Source organism: Bacteroides sp. RTP21281st1_H5_RTP21281_210402, assembly GCF_040918965.1.
GTDB classification, from domain to species: Bacteria; Bacteroidota; Bacteroidia; order Bacteroidales; family Bacteroidaceae; genus Bacteroides; species Bacteroides congonensis.
Genome location: NZ_JBCOWR010000023.1, coordinates 43,499 through 61,885, shown reverse-complemented (window position 1 = coordinate 61,885; position 18,387 = coordinate 43,499). Strand labels below are relative to the sequence as shown.

The 18,387-nt window shown below is 45.1% G+C and carries 11 protein-coding genes; 5 read left to right on the top strand and 6 right to left on the bottom strand.

The annotated features are described in order from the left end of the window. From AB5443_RS22510 to AB5443_RS22490, 5 genes are all read left to right on the top strand, one after another. A partial coding sequence (locus AB5443_RS22510; RefSeq protein ID WP_368119639.1) for a sulfatase-like hydrolase/transferase occupies window positions 1-1,000 on the top strand: 1,000 nt, incomplete at its 5' end. A gap of 12 nt (window positions 1,001-1,012) precedes the next feature. After that, window positions 1,013-2,395, top strand: coding sequence for an alpha-L-fucosidase (locus AB5443_RS22505; RefSeq protein ID WP_368114061.1), 1,383 nt, complete (start codon window positions 1,013-1,015; stop codon window positions 2,393-2,395). Window positions 2,396-2,405: 10 nt separating this feature from the next. Beyond that, window positions 2,406-4,484, top strand: a complete 2,079-nt coding sequence (locus tag AB5443_RS22500) for a Sip1-related alpha-galactosidase (RefSeq protein WP_368114060.1) — start codon at window positions 2,406-2,408, stop codon at window positions 4,482-4,484. 17 nt (window positions 4,485-4,501) lie between these two features. Continuing rightward, window positions 4,502-6,058, top strand: coding sequence for a sulfatase (locus tag AB5443_RS22495; protein ID WP_368114059.1), 1,557 nt, complete (start codon window positions 4,502-4,504; stop codon window positions 6,056-6,058). A 286-nt stretch (window positions 6,059-6,344) separates the two neighbouring features. Then, on the top strand, window positions 6,345-6,611 hold the full coding sequence (locus AB5443_RS22490) for a hypothetical protein (protein ID WP_022136616.1): 267 nt from the start codon (window positions 6,345-6,347) through the stop codon (window positions 6,609-6,611). A 120-nt stretch (window positions 6,612-6,731) separates the two neighbouring features. Here AB5443_RS22490 and AB5443_RS22485 read toward each other — a convergent pair whose 3' ends face one another. Genes AB5443_RS22485 through AB5443_RS22460 form a run of 6 tightly spaced genes read right to left on the bottom strand, consistent with a single transcriptional unit; the run spans window position 6,732 to window position 18,178 of the window. Then, window positions 6,732-8,285: a LamG-like jellyroll fold domain-containing protein gene (locus tag AB5443_RS22485; RefSeq protein ID WP_368114058.1), complete on the bottom strand. Its 1,554-nt coding sequence runs from the start codon at window positions 8,283-8,285 to the stop codon at window positions 6,732-6,734. A 37-nt stretch (window positions 8,286-8,322) separates the two neighbouring features. Beyond that, window positions 8,323-10,251, bottom strand: a complete 1,929-nt coding sequence (locus AB5443_RS22480) for a RagB/SusD family nutrient uptake outer membrane protein (RefSeq protein WP_022136618.1) — start codon at window positions 10,249-10,251, stop codon at window positions 8,323-8,325. 15 nt (window positions 10,252-10,266) lie between these two features. After that, on the bottom strand, window positions 10,267-13,515 hold the full coding sequence (locus AB5443_RS22475; protein WP_333698045.1) for a TonB-dependent receptor: 3,249 nt from the start codon (window positions 13,513-13,515) through the stop codon (window positions 10,267-10,269). Between the two features lie 36 nt (window positions 13,516-13,551). Beyond that, window positions 13,552-14,943 (bottom strand): glycoside hydrolase family 76 protein, encoded by a 1,392-nt coding sequence (locus tag AB5443_RS22470; RefSeq protein WP_195407424.1) that lies wholly within the window; start codon window positions 14,941-14,943, stop codon window positions 13,552-13,554. Between the two features lie 13 nt (window positions 14,944-14,956). Beyond that, window positions 14,957-16,204 carry a SusE domain-containing protein gene (locus tag AB5443_RS22465; protein WP_368114057.1) on the bottom strand — a complete coding sequence of 416 codons (1,248 nt, stop codon included), beginning with the start codon at window positions 16,202-16,204 and terminating at the stop codon, window positions 14,957-14,959. An 18-nt stretch (window positions 16,205-16,222) separates the two neighbouring features. Beyond that, window positions 16,223-18,178 carry a LamG-like jellyroll fold domain-containing protein gene (locus AB5443_RS22460; protein WP_368114056.1) on the bottom strand — a complete coding sequence of 652 codons (1,956 nt, stop codon included), beginning with the start codon at window positions 18,176-18,178 and terminating at the stop codon, window positions 16,223-16,225. Window positions 18,179-18,387 lie beyond the last annotated feature (209 nt).

Below are 18,387 nucleotides of genomic sequence, written 5' to 3'. Positions count from 1 at the left end.
GGGTAAAGTAGCATGGAATGAATGGTGTCCACCCGAACGCCGTCACGGCTTCGAACATTGGATAGCCTACGGAACCTATGATTATCATTTGAAACCGATGTATTGGAATACGACTGCTCCACGTGACAGCTTTTATTATGTAAACCAATGGGGACCTGCCTACGAAGCCGACAAGACAATCGAATATATCCAATCACATAAAAACAGCCGGCAACCATTTGCATTGGTCGTTTCAATGAATCCGCCGCATACCGGTTATGAATTGGTACCGGACAAATACAAAGCGATATACAAAGATCTGGATATAGAAACACTATGCGCCGACCGCCCGGACATTCCGGAAAAAGGAACGAAAATGGGAGATTACTTCAGAAATAATCTTCGCAACTACTATGCCTGCATCACGGGTGTAGATGAGAATGTGGGGCGCATCGTAGACGAATTAAAAAGAAACGGGCTCTTCGACAACACAATCGTAGTCTTTACCTCTGACCACGGTGTCTGTATGGGTGCGCATGAGAATGACGGAAAAGACATTTTCTATGAAGAAGCAATGCGCATCCCTATGATTATCTCCTGGCCGGAACGGATAAAGCCACGCAAAGAAGAAAAGCTGATGATTGCTTTTGCCGACTTATACCCATCACTCCTATCCTTGATGGGATTTCAGAAAGAGATTCCCGAAACTGTACAGACATTCGACCTGTCCTGTCAGATTCTCGGCAAAAACAAGCGGGAAGTCGTACAACCATACTACTATGTACTGTTTGACAACCATGCTACCGGATATCGGGGATTGCGCACAAAGACTCATACTTTTGTAGTACATGCCACCAATGGTGTTATAGACGACACGATTCTTTTTGACCGGACAAAAGACCCGTATCAAATGAATAATATCGCCAGGCAACATCCCCCACTAGTTCAGAAACTCAGCAAACAACTGAAAGACTGGCTCACCCAGACCGATGACTCATTTGCAAATTATTTAAAACTATAATAAATAAATACCATGAGAAAATTATATTACCTTTCCCTCTTTCTCCTCTCTTATGTTTGCAGTTTCGCACAACAACAGAATATCCCTGTCCCTAAGCCGCATCAACTGAAATGGCATGAAGCCGAGCTGGGAGCTGTGTTTCACTACGACTTGCATGTCTTTGACGGTATCCGCTACGGACAAGGCAATAATCGCATCAATCCTATTGAAGATTACAACATATTCAACCCGACAGAACTAAATACCGACCAATGGGTAGAAGCCGCAAAAGCTGCCGGATGCAAGTTTGCCGTACTGACAGCCACCCATGAAACCGGATTCGGGCTTTGGCAGAGCGACGTCAACCCCTACTGCCTGAAAGCTGTAAAATGGAGAGACGGAAAAGGTGATATAGTTCGCGATTTCGTCAATTCCTGCCGCAAATACGGTATTCAGCCGGGCATCTATGTAGGTATCCGGTGGAATTCCCTGCTAGGTATCCATAACTTCAAAGCTGAAGGAGAGGGTGAATTTGCCAAGAATCGTCAGGCATGGTATAAACGCCTGTGTGAAAAGATGGTGACGGAGCTTTGTACACGTTATGGTGACCTCTATATGATATGGTTTGACGGCGGAGCCGACGACCCGCGTAGTGACGGCCCCGATGTAGAACCAATTGTGAATAAATATCAGCCGGAGTGTCTTTTCTATCATAATATCGACCGTGCCGACTTCCGTTGGGGTGGTTCGGAAACAGGTACGGTGGAATATCCCTGCTGGTCTACTTTTCCTGTTCCCTGTTCACATCATAAACGTATCGAAAGTAACATCGACCAATTAGAACTGTTGAAACACGGTGATAAAGACGGTAAGTATTGGGTTCCCGCCATGGCGGACACACCACTAAGAGGAGCAAACGGACGTCACGAATGGTTTTGGGAACCGGATGATGAGAATAATATTTATCCGTTGGACGTCCTGATGGATAAATATGAAAAGTCCGTAGGACGAAATGCCACCCTTATCCTCGGATTGACTCCCGATCCGACCGGACTAATTCCCACAGGAGATGCCCAACGCTTGAAAGAGATGGGAGATGAAATAAACCGCCGGTTCTCTTCACCGATAGCACATACTGCGGGACAAAAGAAAGGCCTGATCCTGAACCTTGGAAAAAAGCAGATGGTAAATTATTGCATCATTCAGGAAAACATAAAAAATGGGGAACGTATCCGCCAATATAAAGTGGAAGCAAAGGTGAACGGAAAATGGCAGACAGTCTGTAGCGGAGAGTCCGTAGGGCACAAGCGTATTGAAAAGTTTGAACCGATAGAAGCAAGTGCACTAAGATTAACTATTCCTGAATCTATTGCATTGCCGGACATTATTAATTTCAATGCATATTACGTCAAATAAGACAAGAAACATGGAAAGAATAATCCACATCAGTATATGGATATTGGCAGGCATCTTTGTAAAAACATCGATGCTTGCCCAGAATCCGTTTACTTACTACAAAGGAAAAGAATACAAAGACATTGCCGCTTACAGGATGAAAAAGAATATCGACCTGAATATATATGCTCCCTCCACCCCCATCTTATACGAGCGGCAAGTGCCTGAAAAGCAGAATACCCTTTCGTATGAAATCCAGCTTCCTTCGTATGTCCGTGGAGCATTCTTCAGCCGTGACTCCCGTACCGATGATTATCAATGGCCTAATAATACCAACCGGCTGCTTCCCTGGATGTTCGACCGGTTGAAAGACATCACGCAAGAAAATTATCCCGGCATTCCGTCCAATGCCCGACCGTCCACACTAGGAGATGCTTTACTTCTTCAACTCTCCAACGGTGAGTATTTGTTTGTTAAAGCCGTTGCAGGAGACAACAGTCTAAGTTGGTTTCAAGCTAATACGGACGGGACACTCACTCTCTATGTCTCTACGCTTGGAAAAGACTCATTAGCCGGACAAGTGCCTCTTTTGCTTATTCAAAAATCACAAACCGTATATCATGTCTTCAATGATGCTTATTATTCATTAATGACTGATAAAACAGTGTCTTCCCTGCAAAAGAGGGAAGACAAAAAATATTTTGAAGGATTTGACTATCTGGGTTGGTGCACTTGGGAACATTATCACTTCAACATTGATGAAACAAAAATATTGAATGACATAGATGCCATTGAAGCATCCGGCATCCCTGTGCGCTACATTCTGATTGATGACGGTCATATAGCCAATGAAAAACGTCGCCTGACAAGCCTGACTCCTGACAAGCAGCGTTTTCCTAACGGATGGACTCGCATTATGAATCGCAAACAGGATGATAAAATCAAATGGATGGGATTATGGTACAGCCTTTCCGGTTATTGGATGGGAATTTCCGCCGACAATGATTTTCCGAAAGAAATTCAGCAAACCCTATATCCCTGTAACGACTGCCTATTGCCGGGCATAAGTACGGACAACATCGAAACCTTTTACAAATATTATATCCATACAATGAAAAAGAATGGATTTGATTTTCTGAAAATAGACAACCAGTCTTTTACTCTCCCGCTTTATATGGGTAACAGCCAAGCCGTCCGGCAGGCAAAAGACTGTAACCTTGCATTAGAGCATCAAATCCACAATGCACAGATGGGATTAATGAACTGTATGGCACAGAATGTCATAAACACAGACCATACATTACATAGTGCCGTCACACGTGTCAGTATCGATTATAAAAAGTATGATGAGAACATGGCGAAATCCCATCTATTCCAGTCATATACCAATACGCTTTTATTGGGACAAACGGTTTGGCCGGATCACGATATGTTTCATTCCAGTGATACAATCTGCGGTAGCCTGATGGCACGATCAAAAGCTATTTCCGGCGGTCCGGTTTATTTATCCGACTCCCCCGACGAATTTATTTCAGAAAATATCCTGCCTTTGGTTGACGAACATGGAAAAATATTCCGTCCATCCGCTCCGGCTATCCCTACTCCTGAATCCATACTCACCAATCCATTGCAAAGCGGTGAAAGTTATCGGGTATTTGCGCCCACAGGAGACGAGGCTGTTTCAATCATTTGCTATAATCTGAATACTTCCCTTGCTTATCAGGAAATAAAAACATACCTGAAACCGGATGATTACTCTTTACGTGAAAATACAACCAATTCTTCAACATCTATCCCCGACAGGATTCTCGCGTTCAATTGGAAAGAGCAGACTGCCGGAATCCTGACTGCAAGCAAAGAAATGAAATTAAAAGGCTTCAATGATTGCCTGTTTCATCTTTGTCCTATCCGCCAAGGTTGGGCAGTGATCGGAATACAAGAAAAATACCTGTCACCTGCCACTGTACAAATATTAGCCCACACCAATGATACACTTACACTAGATGTGCTCTGCACCGGAACGCTGAGAGTATGGGTAGAATCCCACGGGAAACAGGAATTACGGAGTATCCCGATAAAAGAGCCCGGTAAAATTGAAATCAGTAAATAACATTTAATAATTCCCCCATGAATAAAAAGAAACTATTCCCCCTCGCACTTGTGCCCCTCGCAGCAACCAGCCTGCAAGCACAAAGCAACGTACAGACAGAACGTACGGACAAACGCCCGAACATTATCCTCTTTATGGTGGATGATATGGGATGGCAGGACACTTCACTTCCTTTTTGGACACAAAAAACGCATTACAACGAGCTGTACGAGACTCCGAACATGGAACGACTGGCACGCCAAGGAATGATGTTCACCCAAGCGTATGCCAGCAGTATCAGTTCTCCTACCCGATGTAGCCTCATCACCGGAACAAATGCCGCACGCCACCGTGTTACCAACTGGACACTGCAAAAGAATACGATGACAGACCGCAAGGACAGTCTGCTGGCTGTGCCCGACTGGAATTATAACGGTGTCAGCCAAGTGCCCGGCACTAATAATACTTTTGTAGGAACTTCTTTCGTAGAACTGCTGAAGAACAGCGGTTATCATACCATCCATTGTGGAAAAGCCCATTTCGGTTCCATTGATACTCCGGGAGAAGACCCGCACCATTGGGGATTCGAAGTAAACATAGCCGGACACGCTGCCGGCGGACTTGCCAGCTATCTGGGAGAAGAAAATTACGGGCATACCAAGGACGGAAAACCTGTGTCATTGATGGCTGTTCCCGGATTAGAGAAATATTGGGGAACAGAGACATTTGTAACGGAAGCGTTGACCCTGGAAGCTATCAAAGCATTGGATAAAGCAAAAAAATATAATCAGCCTTTCTATCTGTATATGTCACAATATGCTATCCATATTCCTTTGAATAAAGATATGCGTTTCTATGAGAAGTACAAGAAAAAAGGCATGACCGACCATGAAGCCGCCTATGCCACTCTTATCGAAGGAATGGACAAGAGTCTGGGTGATTTAATGGACTGGCTGGAAAAGAATGGAGAAGCCGACAACACCATTATCATCTTTATGAGTGATAACGGGGGACTTGCTTCCGAACCCTATTGGCGCGACGGAAAGTTGCACACACAAAACCACCCGTTAAACAGCGGGAAAGGTTCTACTTACGAAGGTGGTATCCGCGAACCGATGATAGTCAGTTGGCCGGGAGTAGTAGCTCCGGGCAGTAAATGCGACAACTACTTACTGATTGAAGACTTCTACCCCACTATTCTCGAAATGGCAGGAGTCAGGAAATATAAAACGGTTCAGCCGATAGACGGAGTCAGTTTTATTCCCCTATTGAAACAAACGGGTAATCCATCCAAAGGGCGCAGTCTTTTCTGGAATATGCCCAATAACTGGGGAAATGACGGGCCGGGTATTAACTTCAACTGTGCAGTCCGTAACGGAGACTGGAAATTGATTTACTATTATGGCAGCGGGAAAAAAGAATTATTCAATATCCCGAATGATATAGGTGAAAGCAATGACCTCAGTATACAACATCCGGACATTGTAAGAAAACTATCTAAAGAGTTAGGTAACTACCTGAGGAAAGTAGATGCACAACGCCCGACTGTTAAAGCTACGGGAAAGCCCTGCCCGTGGCCGGATGAAATTAATTAGCTCACTCTATAGAAGAGTGCTCTAAACATGAAGTGTGGCGGGAAGTGTGGATTTATTCCACACTTCCCGCCACACTTTCCACACATTCCCCATTGCTTGCCACATACACTCATTATCCAACATCACCACTACATCTCTATTTATCAACCATTTACAATCTTCTTATATTCTTTGGCACGCACTTTGATCTTTAATTAGACGTTACCGTAATAGCAACAACCAATTCCTTAACATAAAAAGTAGAGAATTGAAAATATATGTCTAATGTTCATTAAAGCAAACGATTATGAAGAAATTAGTATTAGTAGTAGCAATGTTTATGTTTGTTTGTGGTGGTTCATTCCTTGTTAAGGCTCAGAACTCTGCAGAAGCTGTGACAGCCCAGACAGGAGTTAATGCCGCACTTATCGTTAACGATACAGTAGTGAAAGATACTGTAACCAAAGACGAACCTGTGAAAACGGAACTGAGTGCACCAACCGCTTTTGTCAATGATACAGTTGTCAATGACACTGCATCCAAAGACAAACCGGCTGAGCCTGTCAAGGAATAACCTTGCCAACAACAAGCAGGACATAGTCTGCCGAATAATAGTAAGCACACTACAAAAAAAAGCCATCCCAAAGTTTTCGTCTATTCCGGGGATGGCTTTTTTTATTGTACTTATCCGTTCTTATTCCACAGTCAATATCGGATCTGCTTTCCAAGTAGAAACCACACTTCCCGCCTCGGCTTCAAAGCTCTTCTCAGCCAGAGATACAAAGGATTTGGTATTACCATTTCCATTATTAAACAACCAGTTGGCAATCATACCTTCCGCTTCCTCGTTCAGAATCTTGCCGCTTTGGTCCGCTACCTGCTGTTCCGTCAATGCTTTCGTCCAGATACGGGCATAACTGATAGCACCATTCAAACGACGCTTGCTGTCGGACTGACCGATGTAGAAGTTGGAAGTCAAGTTAATATTCTTCAAATCATCCGGTGTTCCGCTTGAATATTGAAGCGTTTCCTTCACACCATTCACATACAAGACAATCCGGTCACTGCCACTCTTACTATCATCCAGAACCACGGCGACATCATACCACTTATTCGTTTCTATTTTAGTAGAGCCTTCATAGCGGATTTTACCCTTATCGTCTGCCGACAATTGAAGATAACGCGATTCCGTATCACTGTCGTCCTTGTGGACATCCACACGCAACAAGAAGTTCTTCTCGATTCCCATCACCGTATTAATCCGTGCATCACCGCTTCCATTCAACGACTCAATATTGAAACGAGCCTCAAATGTGATTGTACTCACACTCTTCAACGATTCGTCCGCTACCCCATTATACATAAACGGTACATGGAAATAATTGCTGCTACCCAAGTTCGCCACTTTATCCGCCAGTACAACGGTCACTGTCAAAGACAATTCCTGGTCTGCCTGGTCGCGGACATATACCGTAGTAACACCGGCTTTCTTACCAACCAGGTTGAAACGGGTATCGTCCACCTGCTGAATACCGACTATTTCATCATTTTCCGCAACAAGGCTATAGCCACCGTTTCCTTTTTCCACAGTAATCATCACCTTATTGTTAACTCCGACCCTCGGCGTCAAATTGGAAACATCAATAGAAATCGGATTCACAGTCACCGAGACAACTGCCTGTTTCCCTTTATGGTCTGTAAAAGTAACGATAGAATGTCCGCTTTTCAATCCGGTCAGCTTATAGAAAGGACGGAACTGGTCGGTATTGACCATGCTGACCACTGTTTCATCTTCGACAGAAAAAGAAAGTTCATCATTGCTGGAAAAGTTTCCCATGCTGACAATCAAGTCTTTCTCATCCCCTACTTCCAATGTAACCTGCGGCTCATTCACTTCCAATTCAAAAACTCCCACATTCACAGAAATATCGGCCACGACTCCTTCACCGTCCATTACTTCCACGGTAGTGGCTCCATTCTGAGAACCACTCTTTATAGAAATCTGTTCACCGGAGACGGAAGCCGTTGCAATGGCAGTATTAAAACTTTTCACCGAATAGTTTCCGTTTCCTACCACAACATTCACTTTCACCTCTTCGTTCTGTCCGATACGTACCACCGGCTTGTTCACTATCACTTCAATCAGGTCTTTTGCGCCCTCATTATCATCATCGTCGTCACAACTGATTAGAGTGAATGACAATACCGACAAGAGCAACAGCCCCATATATGTATAGATTCGTTTCATCTGATTTTTCTTTTTAAAGTTATACATTCCAATCCGCTTACCAGCCCGGGTTCTGTTCAAGAGACGGTGTGTTCTGCATCTCACTCTGTCGAATCGGGAACAGATAATGCTGGATAGAGAAGGTGCGCTCTTCCACACAGAAACGTTCCATCCGGTATTTCACACCGTCGACAGTAATTGCCCCGTTCTCGTCCTGTACCGGACGCATCCCGTTAATCATTCGCTGGCAACGGGGCAATGCTCCGTTATTGGCTGCCCAATATTTCTGCGTACGCTTAGAGTTATCACTTCCGCTGGATTTCCAAAGACTCTCTTTTGCCAGTTCTTCCTTGCTCGTAGGTTCAAGATACAAACGGCAAGTCCAGGGACGTTTTCCCTCATAGAAAAGTTCGACGCGGCGTTCACGCTGGATATATTCGCGCATCAACTGCTGGTTGGTCTTCACTTCCGGCGGCATCGGTTTCATAAAAGAACGTTCGCGAACCGTATTCACCAGTTTATAAGCCTCATCTATCTCCTCTCCCAATTCATTGCAAGCCTCTGCATAAATGTAGATAAACTCAGGAAGACGCCAGATGGCAGGAGCATTGATACTGAAATTACCGGATTTATTCCATGACTCCTGCTGGAACTTACGCAGATAATACCCGGTAGTAGTCGCGTTGGTTGCCCCGATCTTATCAGAACCGCTGGCTGTATTCACCGTCTTCGATTCATTCTTGTTATTACGATAAGGAGCGCCATGATAAAGGATATCGCGATAGAAACGCGGGTCACGGGTTCCCTTCACATACGGATTGGTATCATCATAACCACCTTTACGGGCTTCCGCCGAATAAACCGGATAACCGTAATCGCCTACAATAAACTCATATTCGTCCACCTGTTCCTGCACGGGTTGCTGGCGGGAGCTGCCTTCACGGCTCGGCGGATAAATATCCCCCTGCCATGCCTGGTCTTTACTCTTCGTCATAAAAAACACGTACTCATTGGCAAACGCATCCATATCATAGAACATATCCCACAGGCGGGCATATACACGGCTGTCATTCAGATTACCGTCGGCGGGGTCTTTAAAATCATTTGCATCATGCTTTTCATAAAGGTAATAGCGCTTCGTGCCCCCTACCTCAAAATCCAGTACGGCTTTAGCCGCTTCTTTCGCTCTCCGCCAACGATTCGCATCATACACATATTCATTCTCAAACACACGGCGTTGGTTATAACCATATTGAGAAGCACCATTCCACAACGGAGTAGCTGCCATCCAACGGACAAAAGCAACCAACCCTAAACAAGCACCTTTATCCACCCGGCCGAAATTCTCCGAAGTCTTCACATACTTGTTAGGCACCATCTCATACGCAGTCCGGGCGTCCGCCACAATTTTCTCCACCATTGAATGTACAGACTCTTTTTTGAAGTCCATATTATCGCCGGCATTTATGACACGGTCGATATAAGGAGCCTCTCCATACATACGTACCAACAACATATGGAAATAGCCGCGCATAAAATACATTTCACCGATACGATTGCGAAGATCACCATCCTGCTGAGGATTGTCGGGCGTATTATATTTCGCCACATTTTCTATAATCAGGTTAGCCTTGCGAATTCCTTCATAAATGCTTTCCCAATATTGACCGCAGCTTCCCGGCAAGGAGTTGGGGTTCCATGCACCGTTGTTGAAGTTGTTCGTAATATTCCCTTCTACGTTCGTGCCTTCGCATTCGTCGGTAATAGCACTGTTACTAAAGTGCTCAAAGAATACCAAAGGGCGGTCCGCCTTCTTTGCTTTTGCATACACATCCGACACCAGGCCGTTCACCTTTTCGTAACGGGCAAACACGTCCGCTTCCGTAATGTTGTCATCATCGTCACGGTCCAGATAATCACTGCACGAAGTAAATAACAACGGCAGAACCGATAAGGCGATTGCTGAAAATCTATATAATTTATTCATGGTTCTATACTGTTTTTAGAATGTAATGTCAATACCGAAGTTGAATACCTTTTGAATCGGATACCAGGAAGCACCGTCACCAGATTTCGTTTCCGGGTCAATATCCACATCTCCCAATTTATCGAAAGTCAGAAGATTCAGACCCTGTACATAAATACGCGCCTGTTGTACCTGAAATTTACGTAACCATTTCGGAGATACATTATAACCGATTTCCACATTCTTCAGACGAAGATAAGAAGCATCGTACAAGAACAAGCTGCTGTTACCGTTTTTGTTGTTATCGTGCGTCCCGTAGTGTAAAGCCGGATATTTTGCGGTAGCGGCCGTTTCCGGTGTCCAGCGATCCAAATGCATCTTCTTGACACGCCCTATCTTATCCTGCTCGAACTGCGGGAAGTCGAACACAGCAGCCCCATTCAATAAAATAGAAGTCTTGGTAGCTCCTTGAAGCAAGACACTGAAATCGAAATTCTTATATTGGAAACCAAAAGGAATACCGAACATCAGTTCCGGACTGCGCGGATTTCCCATCGCCGTGCGGTCTTCATCGTCAATGACGCCATTACGATCCAAATCTTTATAGACAGCATCTCCCGGAATTAACTGTCCCCAGGGCTGATAACCGATTTTGTTCAGGCGGTCGGCTTCCGCCTGGTCGGCCACAAAATGGTCGAACACATAGACGAAGTTTTCATAAAGGCGTTTGCCCGTTTCCTTACGCCATGAGTTCTTGCGTGCCACTTCGGCTTTATACTCCAGGCGATTGCGGGAGAAAGTCAGGTTCGGACGAATATAGTATCTGAAATTCTTGCCTATTTTGTCATTCCAGCTTAATTCGATATCGACACCCCGGTTGCTCACTTCACCCAGATTCTGCAAAGCCGCATCTTTACCTACCACGTCCGGATAACTCATAATACCGCCATCATTCATATTCGTGATAATATCAAAACGATATTCATAGAAAGCATCGACAGTCAAGGCCAGGCGCTGGTTGAATGTCGTAAAATCAAGACCGACATTCAATTTACGGGCTTTCTCCCAAGTCAGTTTCTCGTTAGCCAGATTACCTTCGGAAGTACCGCCTACGTTTGTGCCGAAGTTATTACCAAAATCGTAACCACTACCACCACCGTAGAACGCCAGATAAGGGAAACGGCTGCTGACATTATCACTACCAACCAGACCGTAGGAAGCTCTCACTTTCAGGAAATCAATCCACGACGCTTTCTTCATAAAAGACTCTTCCGAAATAACCCAACCGATAGACCCTGCAGGGAAGAATCCGTAACGTTTGCCCGGAGCGAAGTTCTCGGAACCATTATACCCGAAGTTAAACTCCATCAGGTATTTCTGAGACAGGTAGTAGGCAAGACGTCCCGTAACGCCCTGGCTATGATAAGCAAGTTCATTATTGACAGTACGGTTGCCACGATTTGCCAACAACATGGCAATTACCTCGTGGCGCTTATTAAACGTACGGTTATAGTCCAGACGGGCCTGTATATAAGTGCGGCTGTCGGAAGCATGGTGTTCAAGTCCATTGCCGATAGTCTGGTCTATATCATATTTATTACCGGTCTTATAAGCGCCGGTATAGCGTCCGCCTGCCATATAAGCATCCGCTCCTTCAATCGGCATGAAAGTGGCATACATCGGATATTCGCGATAACCATCCTTATACGTATTCAGTTTACGGTTGATACGGCGACCTTCGGAAGCGTCATACGAAAACATAACTTCCGCTTTCAATCCTTCGGTGAGGAATCCCATGTCCAGATTCATGGCATAGCTACCATTCAAATACGTATATTTATCATTCAGATATCCGGTGCGGCTCAATTCGCCGAGGATATTATAACGATAGATGTTGTCCCCATAAAGCATTCCGTTAGGGTTCTGCAGGATATACTCTTCATTCTGCGGATGTGAGTTCTCTTCTACCAGGATAGGGAGATAAGGGGGTTGCGTCGCACAAATGGTCATCAGTCGGGAAGCGGTAGTACCGGCTGCGTTACGGTCGGTGATACGGGCTCCCAAATCCAGGCGTGTGCTCAGGTAACGGTTAATGCTGATATCAATATTTGAACGGAAGTTATAACGGGTAAAACGGGTTTGTGAATCATATTCACCGACATCCGAATATTTATAGTTACCGCCTTGTGAGAAGTAATTGGCCAATACATAGTAGCGCACTTTGTCCGTACCACCACGGATAGAGAGACTGACATCTTCCTGCAATCCCGGTTTAAAGGCAAAATCATAATAATCCCAGTCGTATCCCAGTCCGTCGGAGTTGTCACCTTTCGCACGGCGGAAGTTATCAATAGCCTGCTGGGAAAAGAGGTTCAGCGTACTGACATCCGCTCCCGTCATTTTAGCATCATTCAATCTTGCTTCATTATATAAGGTGGCATAATCGGCAGAACCCAGATATTCGGGGAAACCAATCGGCTGGTTGATACCGATAGACGCTTTCAGGTTTACCGTTGCTTTTTCGGCAGCTTTACCACGTTTGGTAGTGATGACGATAACGCCATTCGCTCCGCGGATACCATAGGCGGCAGTGGCGGAAGCATCTTTCAGGATAGTGAATGTCTCGATTTCATCCGGTGCAAGATAGCTCATGTCCCGTTCGATACCGTCCACAATCACGATAGCGCTCTGATTGCCATACGTAGACTTACCGCGGATAAACAATTCACTCTGGTCAACACCCGGTTCACCGCCCGCATACTGGTTGACAATCAAACCCGGCAGACGTCCGGCAAGCGCATTATTGATATTGGCAGTAGGGCTTTGTGTCAAGTCCTTGGTAGTAATCGTAGCTACCGAACCAATCATCGTTTCCTTGCGCTGCTTGGTATAACCAACGACAACGACTTCCTGCAAGGCTTTCGTATCTTCCTGCAACAGGATAGAAAGGTCTTTCCTTGCGCCCGGAATAACTTCCTGCGGCTGATAGCCCAAATAAGAGAATACCAGCGGAGCTTCCGCGTAAGGCAGTTTAAGCGTAAACTTACCGTCTATATCCGTAATCGTACCCGTATTGGCAACTCCTTTCACCACAACAGACACACCTATCAACGGGTCACCGGTGGTCTTGTCCATTACCGTACCCGTCACCGTTATTTTATTGCTTTGCAAAGCTTGTGTCTTCGCTGTTCTGCCTGCTTGCGCCATACTTTTCTGGACAGGAATACCTGCTAGCAGGGCACAAGAAACAGCCATCAGACAAATATTTCTTTTTATATGTATCATTTTTCTTTTCGATTTTCTATGTACAACGAATCTATCTTACTCTTCCGTGCTCTTGCCAAAGTCAGGTCCAATCCAGTTGGGTTCTTCCGTAGCTTTGCCCTGCACCCAGTCTTCATAGCGGGCGCGTATCTCAATCAGAGTCGCACCGGGAACTTCCGCATTCAACGAAATCGTCAGGCGGTCTTCCCTGTTGTCACGGTTGCCGAATTCAGGAGCTTTACTCCAGCTATATTCCCATACATAGTAACCATCCGGGTGAGCCAGCGTCCAAAGTACATCGGAACAGCTACGCAATGCGGCAATAAACTTATTTTTCGTCTTTTCCGGGTAAACACTACTTACCGGCTGCTTCAACATATCGAGGAAGTAGCGCACAAAGATGCCACGGAACAGAAGGTTATCACCGGAATTACCTTCGCCACTGAATACCGGATAATTGGAATCCATTTTCTTATTCACCTGATAGGCAGCGAAAGCAACGGCATTGCGAAGATATTCCTCTTCACCGGTAGCGTTATACAATTCCAGGGCAGATGCCATAAATGTCCCCTGATTATAGGAAAGCGCCACTTTATCGGGGTCGCCCGGAGTACCGTCATCCCTGATGCCCAGGTTATCATACACCTGTCCGGTGGAAGTATCACACAGGTAAGCAGTCATCCAGTTGTACACTTCCTTGGCGAAGTTCAGATAGTAGGCAGCTTTGTCTTCCCAGCCATCCTTGGCTTCAACCACTGTCAACTTATACAGTTTCATCGCCAGCAGGCAGCCGGGGCCATTTGAACAAGCCATGCGGGAAGCCGGTGAATCCGTTTTCCATGCCATACCGCCTGCTCCTTTATAATCATTCTTCGCCCCCTTGATATGATCCCACATTTTCATCAAGGCACTGTAATAATCCTCATCGCCCGTCAGTTCGTACACCCGCAGGCAGGCCAGCGCCATCCATTCCATATCATCGTAGAAGTTATTCCAGAAGTCCTTGCCGCCATAACCGCAATGCTCGTTCCAGTCGTCGAAAGCGGGAAGGAACGGTTTCATTATGTTCTCGTACAAATAAGCCTGATATTGAGGGTCATTCGCGCTACGTACATAAGCGTCAATCACAATATCCAATGCATGCCCCTGCGACCATCCGCCGCTGCCGCCCGTACTGACAGGTTCTCCCGTCTGTGGTGTATTCGGCTTTTCCCAATAGATGCTTCCGCAGAAAGTATCGCGTCCGCCCGCATTTTCAAAGAAATACTTGATGTATGTTCCCGTACTCAGATTGGCTGCATCCGTCCAGTTTACATCCGACACGTATTCGCCGGATGAGTCGCCCTTGTAGATGTCTCCCAAGTCACCGTTGTCACAAGCGGCGAACATAACAAACGCGCCGCCCAGCAACAAAGTCTTTTTTGATAATGATAGTATATCGTTTTTCATCTGATTCTATTTTTTAATCTTCATTGGTTTCCGAGGCCACCCAACGGTGGGTATATGCTCCAAACTCCGCGTTGAAATAAAGGGTAACGTCGGTTTTCACCGTAGCGTAATAGATATTGTTCTGCACAGCTCCCCATTGAAGCAACTCGTCGCAGAAACGGAAACTATAATCCCAAGGGTCTGTTCCCAATGCCAGTTGATGTAAGTTATAATAGCCGGCATCCGTTGTCAGGGTAGGCTGTCCCTTATCCTTGTCCTTATGTCCCCAGCGATAGGTGGTTCCGTTTATCTCCATTTTGAAGCTATGACGGGTTTCTCCGCTTCCTGCCCAACTTTCGACTTTCTTCTGTGCCGTGTAATCCTTCACGCCCCATTTACCATAACCCAGGTAATTGAAGACTTTCGTATATCCACCGGAATGGTTGTAAAGAGAAACCGTTCCGATTTCATCATACGAAATAGTCTGTTCACCCATATTGATGGTAATACGATAAATACCGGATTTCGGAACAGTCACCGTATATTCTTCACCGTCATTGCGTTCACGCAACACGCCATTGTTGTCCACATAGTAATAGCATTTGCGTCCCTCTACCGTCGACATAAAGATAAACGGCTGGTCGGCTTTCAACTGTACGAAAGTCTGGTAGATTCCCTCATTCTGCCGGAGCATCTGCAATGCTTCCGCTTCGTCACCGTCATCTTCCGTACCGATACCTGTGATATAAACCGGTTCGTTCTCCGATGGCATATCGTCGATGCCGTCCATCATAAATATCACGAAATAACCTTCCAGACTACTGATTGCCTGATCCAGCCCGCAATAAGCACGTACTTTCCAACGCAGCGTCCCGTTCGTATTACAACGGAATTTGGCAAGTTTGCCAATCGTATTCGCCTGATAATGCGTCAATGTCAGCTGAGGCTCCAAGCCGTTATTGTCGGAGAAGATGGTTTCTACCGGCTTTGTAAAATCACCACCGATAGTATCTATCAATACTTCGTAACGATATACTGTATTACCGTGTTTCTCGGTAGGCGTCCATTTCAGAATGATGTCCGTCAGCGAAGCTCCCGAAAGCACCACACGTTCACCGCTAGCCATAGCATCCATCGTACGGACAGGTTCTGGCGGAACAATCGGTTCATAATCGTCCGGGTTAAATCCCGGATTTAAGGTATTGTCACAAGCTGCCAGTCCAATAAGGAAAAACAGCAAGGCAAATTTGATTAGTTTCTTTGTTATCATATTGTTTCTCATATTATTATACTCCTTGTTTTAGTATGAATGAGGACATTCTACCTTTTTGTAACGGTCGGGGAAAGTCACAGGACTTATACTTTTACCGTTATTGTAAACCACTGCATCCAATCCGTCACCGGCAGAACCGTAGTTTTTGAAAACACTGATATCACTAACGCCATTAGACGGTACCCAATAGCCCAATAAATTCGCATTATTTTTAGCTTCTTCGGGGGCGAAGAATTTACACATATCAGCTTTTATCTCGTCTTCAGTGCGGGCAACATTCCACATACGCGCCTGAGCAACGGCACAATACCCCAAACGGTATTCACTATTCCCCGAACGTCCAATCATCAAGGCGTTATCCCCGGATACGGAAGAAAGAACCAGATACGGGTCGGGACTTACATCTTCATAATCGCTGCTTGCGGGTGTAAGCGTTTCACGCACACCATTGATATACATCTTGTAGGCTTCCTTTGTACTGCTCTGTGTGCCGTCAAATACCACAGCAACATGATACCACTTTCCATTTCCCTGACGGTCATTTCCCATCTTTTGCTGACTGCGGAAACGAGGGTCGCTGTATGTGCTTCCACTTAGGTTATTAGGGTCTTTATGGATTTTTGTAGCTATTTCAAAGCGCAAATTGGTATCCCCATTATTCTCGCAACGAAGCAGGAAAACACCTTCCAACCCGATAAATGACTGTAAAGAACGTGAGTATGTAGGATAAAATACCATTTCAAAAGTAAGTTGCCGCATATTATTCAAATCCTGGTTGCTCTCTACAAATTTCTTTATATCAATCTTGAAGCAGCGGTCTGATTCAAGCAATGCAGCCATCGGCATGACAGTAACCGGCAAATCCAGTTCTTTTCCGGCAGCATCCGTAATGGTAAGCGTAGTAGTTCCCAGCCAGTTGCCCTCAACTTTCAGACGATTGTTTTCGTCTATTTCCACCGATTTCAAGTACTTCTTATTATCATCCGTCAACGGCGCAAGTTGATAGCCACCGTTACCGCGGGAGATAGCCACTTCTTTTGAATTATCAAATCCGTTGACAGTCAACGAAGTCGCATTATCTTCCAACTTAATTTCGTACGGATTGACCGTCACCGCAATTTCTTTTGACGAACCTTTCTGGTCGGTCACAATCACCTTTACATCCCCTCTTGCTTTCGGCTTCAGCGTAATCAGATTCTCTTTTTCAGTAGCCTCTACAATGGTAGCATCGGCAGTCGGTTCGCCATCTCCCACCTGATAAGTAAAGCTATAACCGCCATTCCCTTTCTCAATAGTTATATATTGTGATTCGGCATCCGGCTCGGAGAAAGTAGCTTCATTGGTTTTCAACACCAAATCAACGATATTCACCACCACCGGAATAACTACCGTCTTGCCTTTCTTATCAGTAACCGTAATATTTACGGGTTCTGTTCCTGTTTCAAATTTGGCGGTTACGGGGAATACCTGACCGGAAAGCTCGCCCACTTCGATATACTTGTCAGCGCCTTCGGGAATAGAAATCTCATAATCACCGTTACCCGTCAGGATTTTCACCATTCGTTTTTCACCGATAAACAAGTCAAAGCCTTCTTCCGGTACATCTGCCGTCAAGTCCCAGAGTTTGGCAACCTGAACCTGGATTCTAGCTACTTTCTTGCGTCCGTCTACTACCAATACAGTTGTTTCGATGCGGTTATTTTCTTCAAGATGGCTATTCTCCGTTGCTTTAATTGTTACTTTATTACCATTGATGACAGCCGTCGCAACACTTTCATCAAATGGTTTCACATAATAATCTCCATTACCGGAAGTAATACCTACCGTAATTTCGTCTCCTTGCAGTAGTGTCACCGAGTTATTATCGACCACCAAATCTGTCGCCGGCTTCACTTCCTGTTCTTCTTTATCATCACTACACGAAACCATAAAAAATGGTAGGGTCAATGCTGATAGGAATAAAAAACTAAGTTTCCTTTTCATTAGATTAAAGATTAATAAATTAATACTTTTCAAGTTCATCTACTTAAAAATTTCGATGAAGCAAAGATAAAATCAGTGAACTCTACCAAAAGAAATCCAACTGCACTTTTTTACCTTTTGGCACGGATACTTACCATATTAACACGGAAATTTACTTCTTCTTTTTCTATCTTAAACATACGTCAGAACATATTACAGAGCCGTTTATC

Excerpts from the sequence above, each read along its gene's own strand:
- AB5443_RS22505 (WP_368114061.1), top strand. The coding sequence starts at position 1,013 with ATGAGAAAATTATATTACCTTTCCCTCTTTCTCCTCTCTTATGTTTGC.
- AB5443_RS22500 (WP_368114060.1), top strand. The coding sequence starts at position 2,406 with ATGGAAAGAATAATCCACATCAGTATATGGATATTGGCAGGCATCTTT.
- AB5443_RS22495 (WP_368114059.1), top strand. The coding sequence starts at position 4,502 with ATGAATAAAAAGAAACTATTCCCCCTCGCACTTGTGCCCCTCGCAGCA.
- AB5443_RS22490 (WP_022136616.1), top strand. The coding sequence starts at position 6,345 with ATGAAGAAATTAGTATTAGTAGTAGCAATGTTTATGTTTGTTTGTGGT.
- AB5443_RS22485 (WP_368114058.1), bottom strand. The coding sequence starts at position 8,285 with ATGAAACGAATCTATACATATATGGGGCTGTTGCTCTTGTCGGTATTG.
- AB5443_RS22480 (WP_022136618.1), bottom strand. The coding sequence starts at position 10,251 with ATGAATAAATTATATAGATTTTCAGCAATCGCCTTATCGGTTCTGCCG.
- AB5443_RS22475 (WP_333698045.1), bottom strand. The coding sequence starts at position 13,515 with ATGATACATATAAAAAGAAATATTTGTCTGATGGCTGTTTCTTGTGCC.
- AB5443_RS22470 (WP_195407424.1), bottom strand. The coding sequence starts at position 14,943 with ATGAAAAACGATATACTATCATTATCAAAAAAGACTTTGTTGCTGGGC.
- AB5443_RS22465 (WP_368114057.1), bottom strand. The coding sequence starts at position 16,204 with ATGAGAAACAATATGATAACAAAGAAACTAATCAAATTTGCCTTGCTG.
- AB5443_RS22460 (WP_368114056.1), bottom strand. The coding sequence starts at position 18,178 with ATGAAAAGGAAACTTAGTTTTTTATTCCTATCAGCATTGACCCTACCA.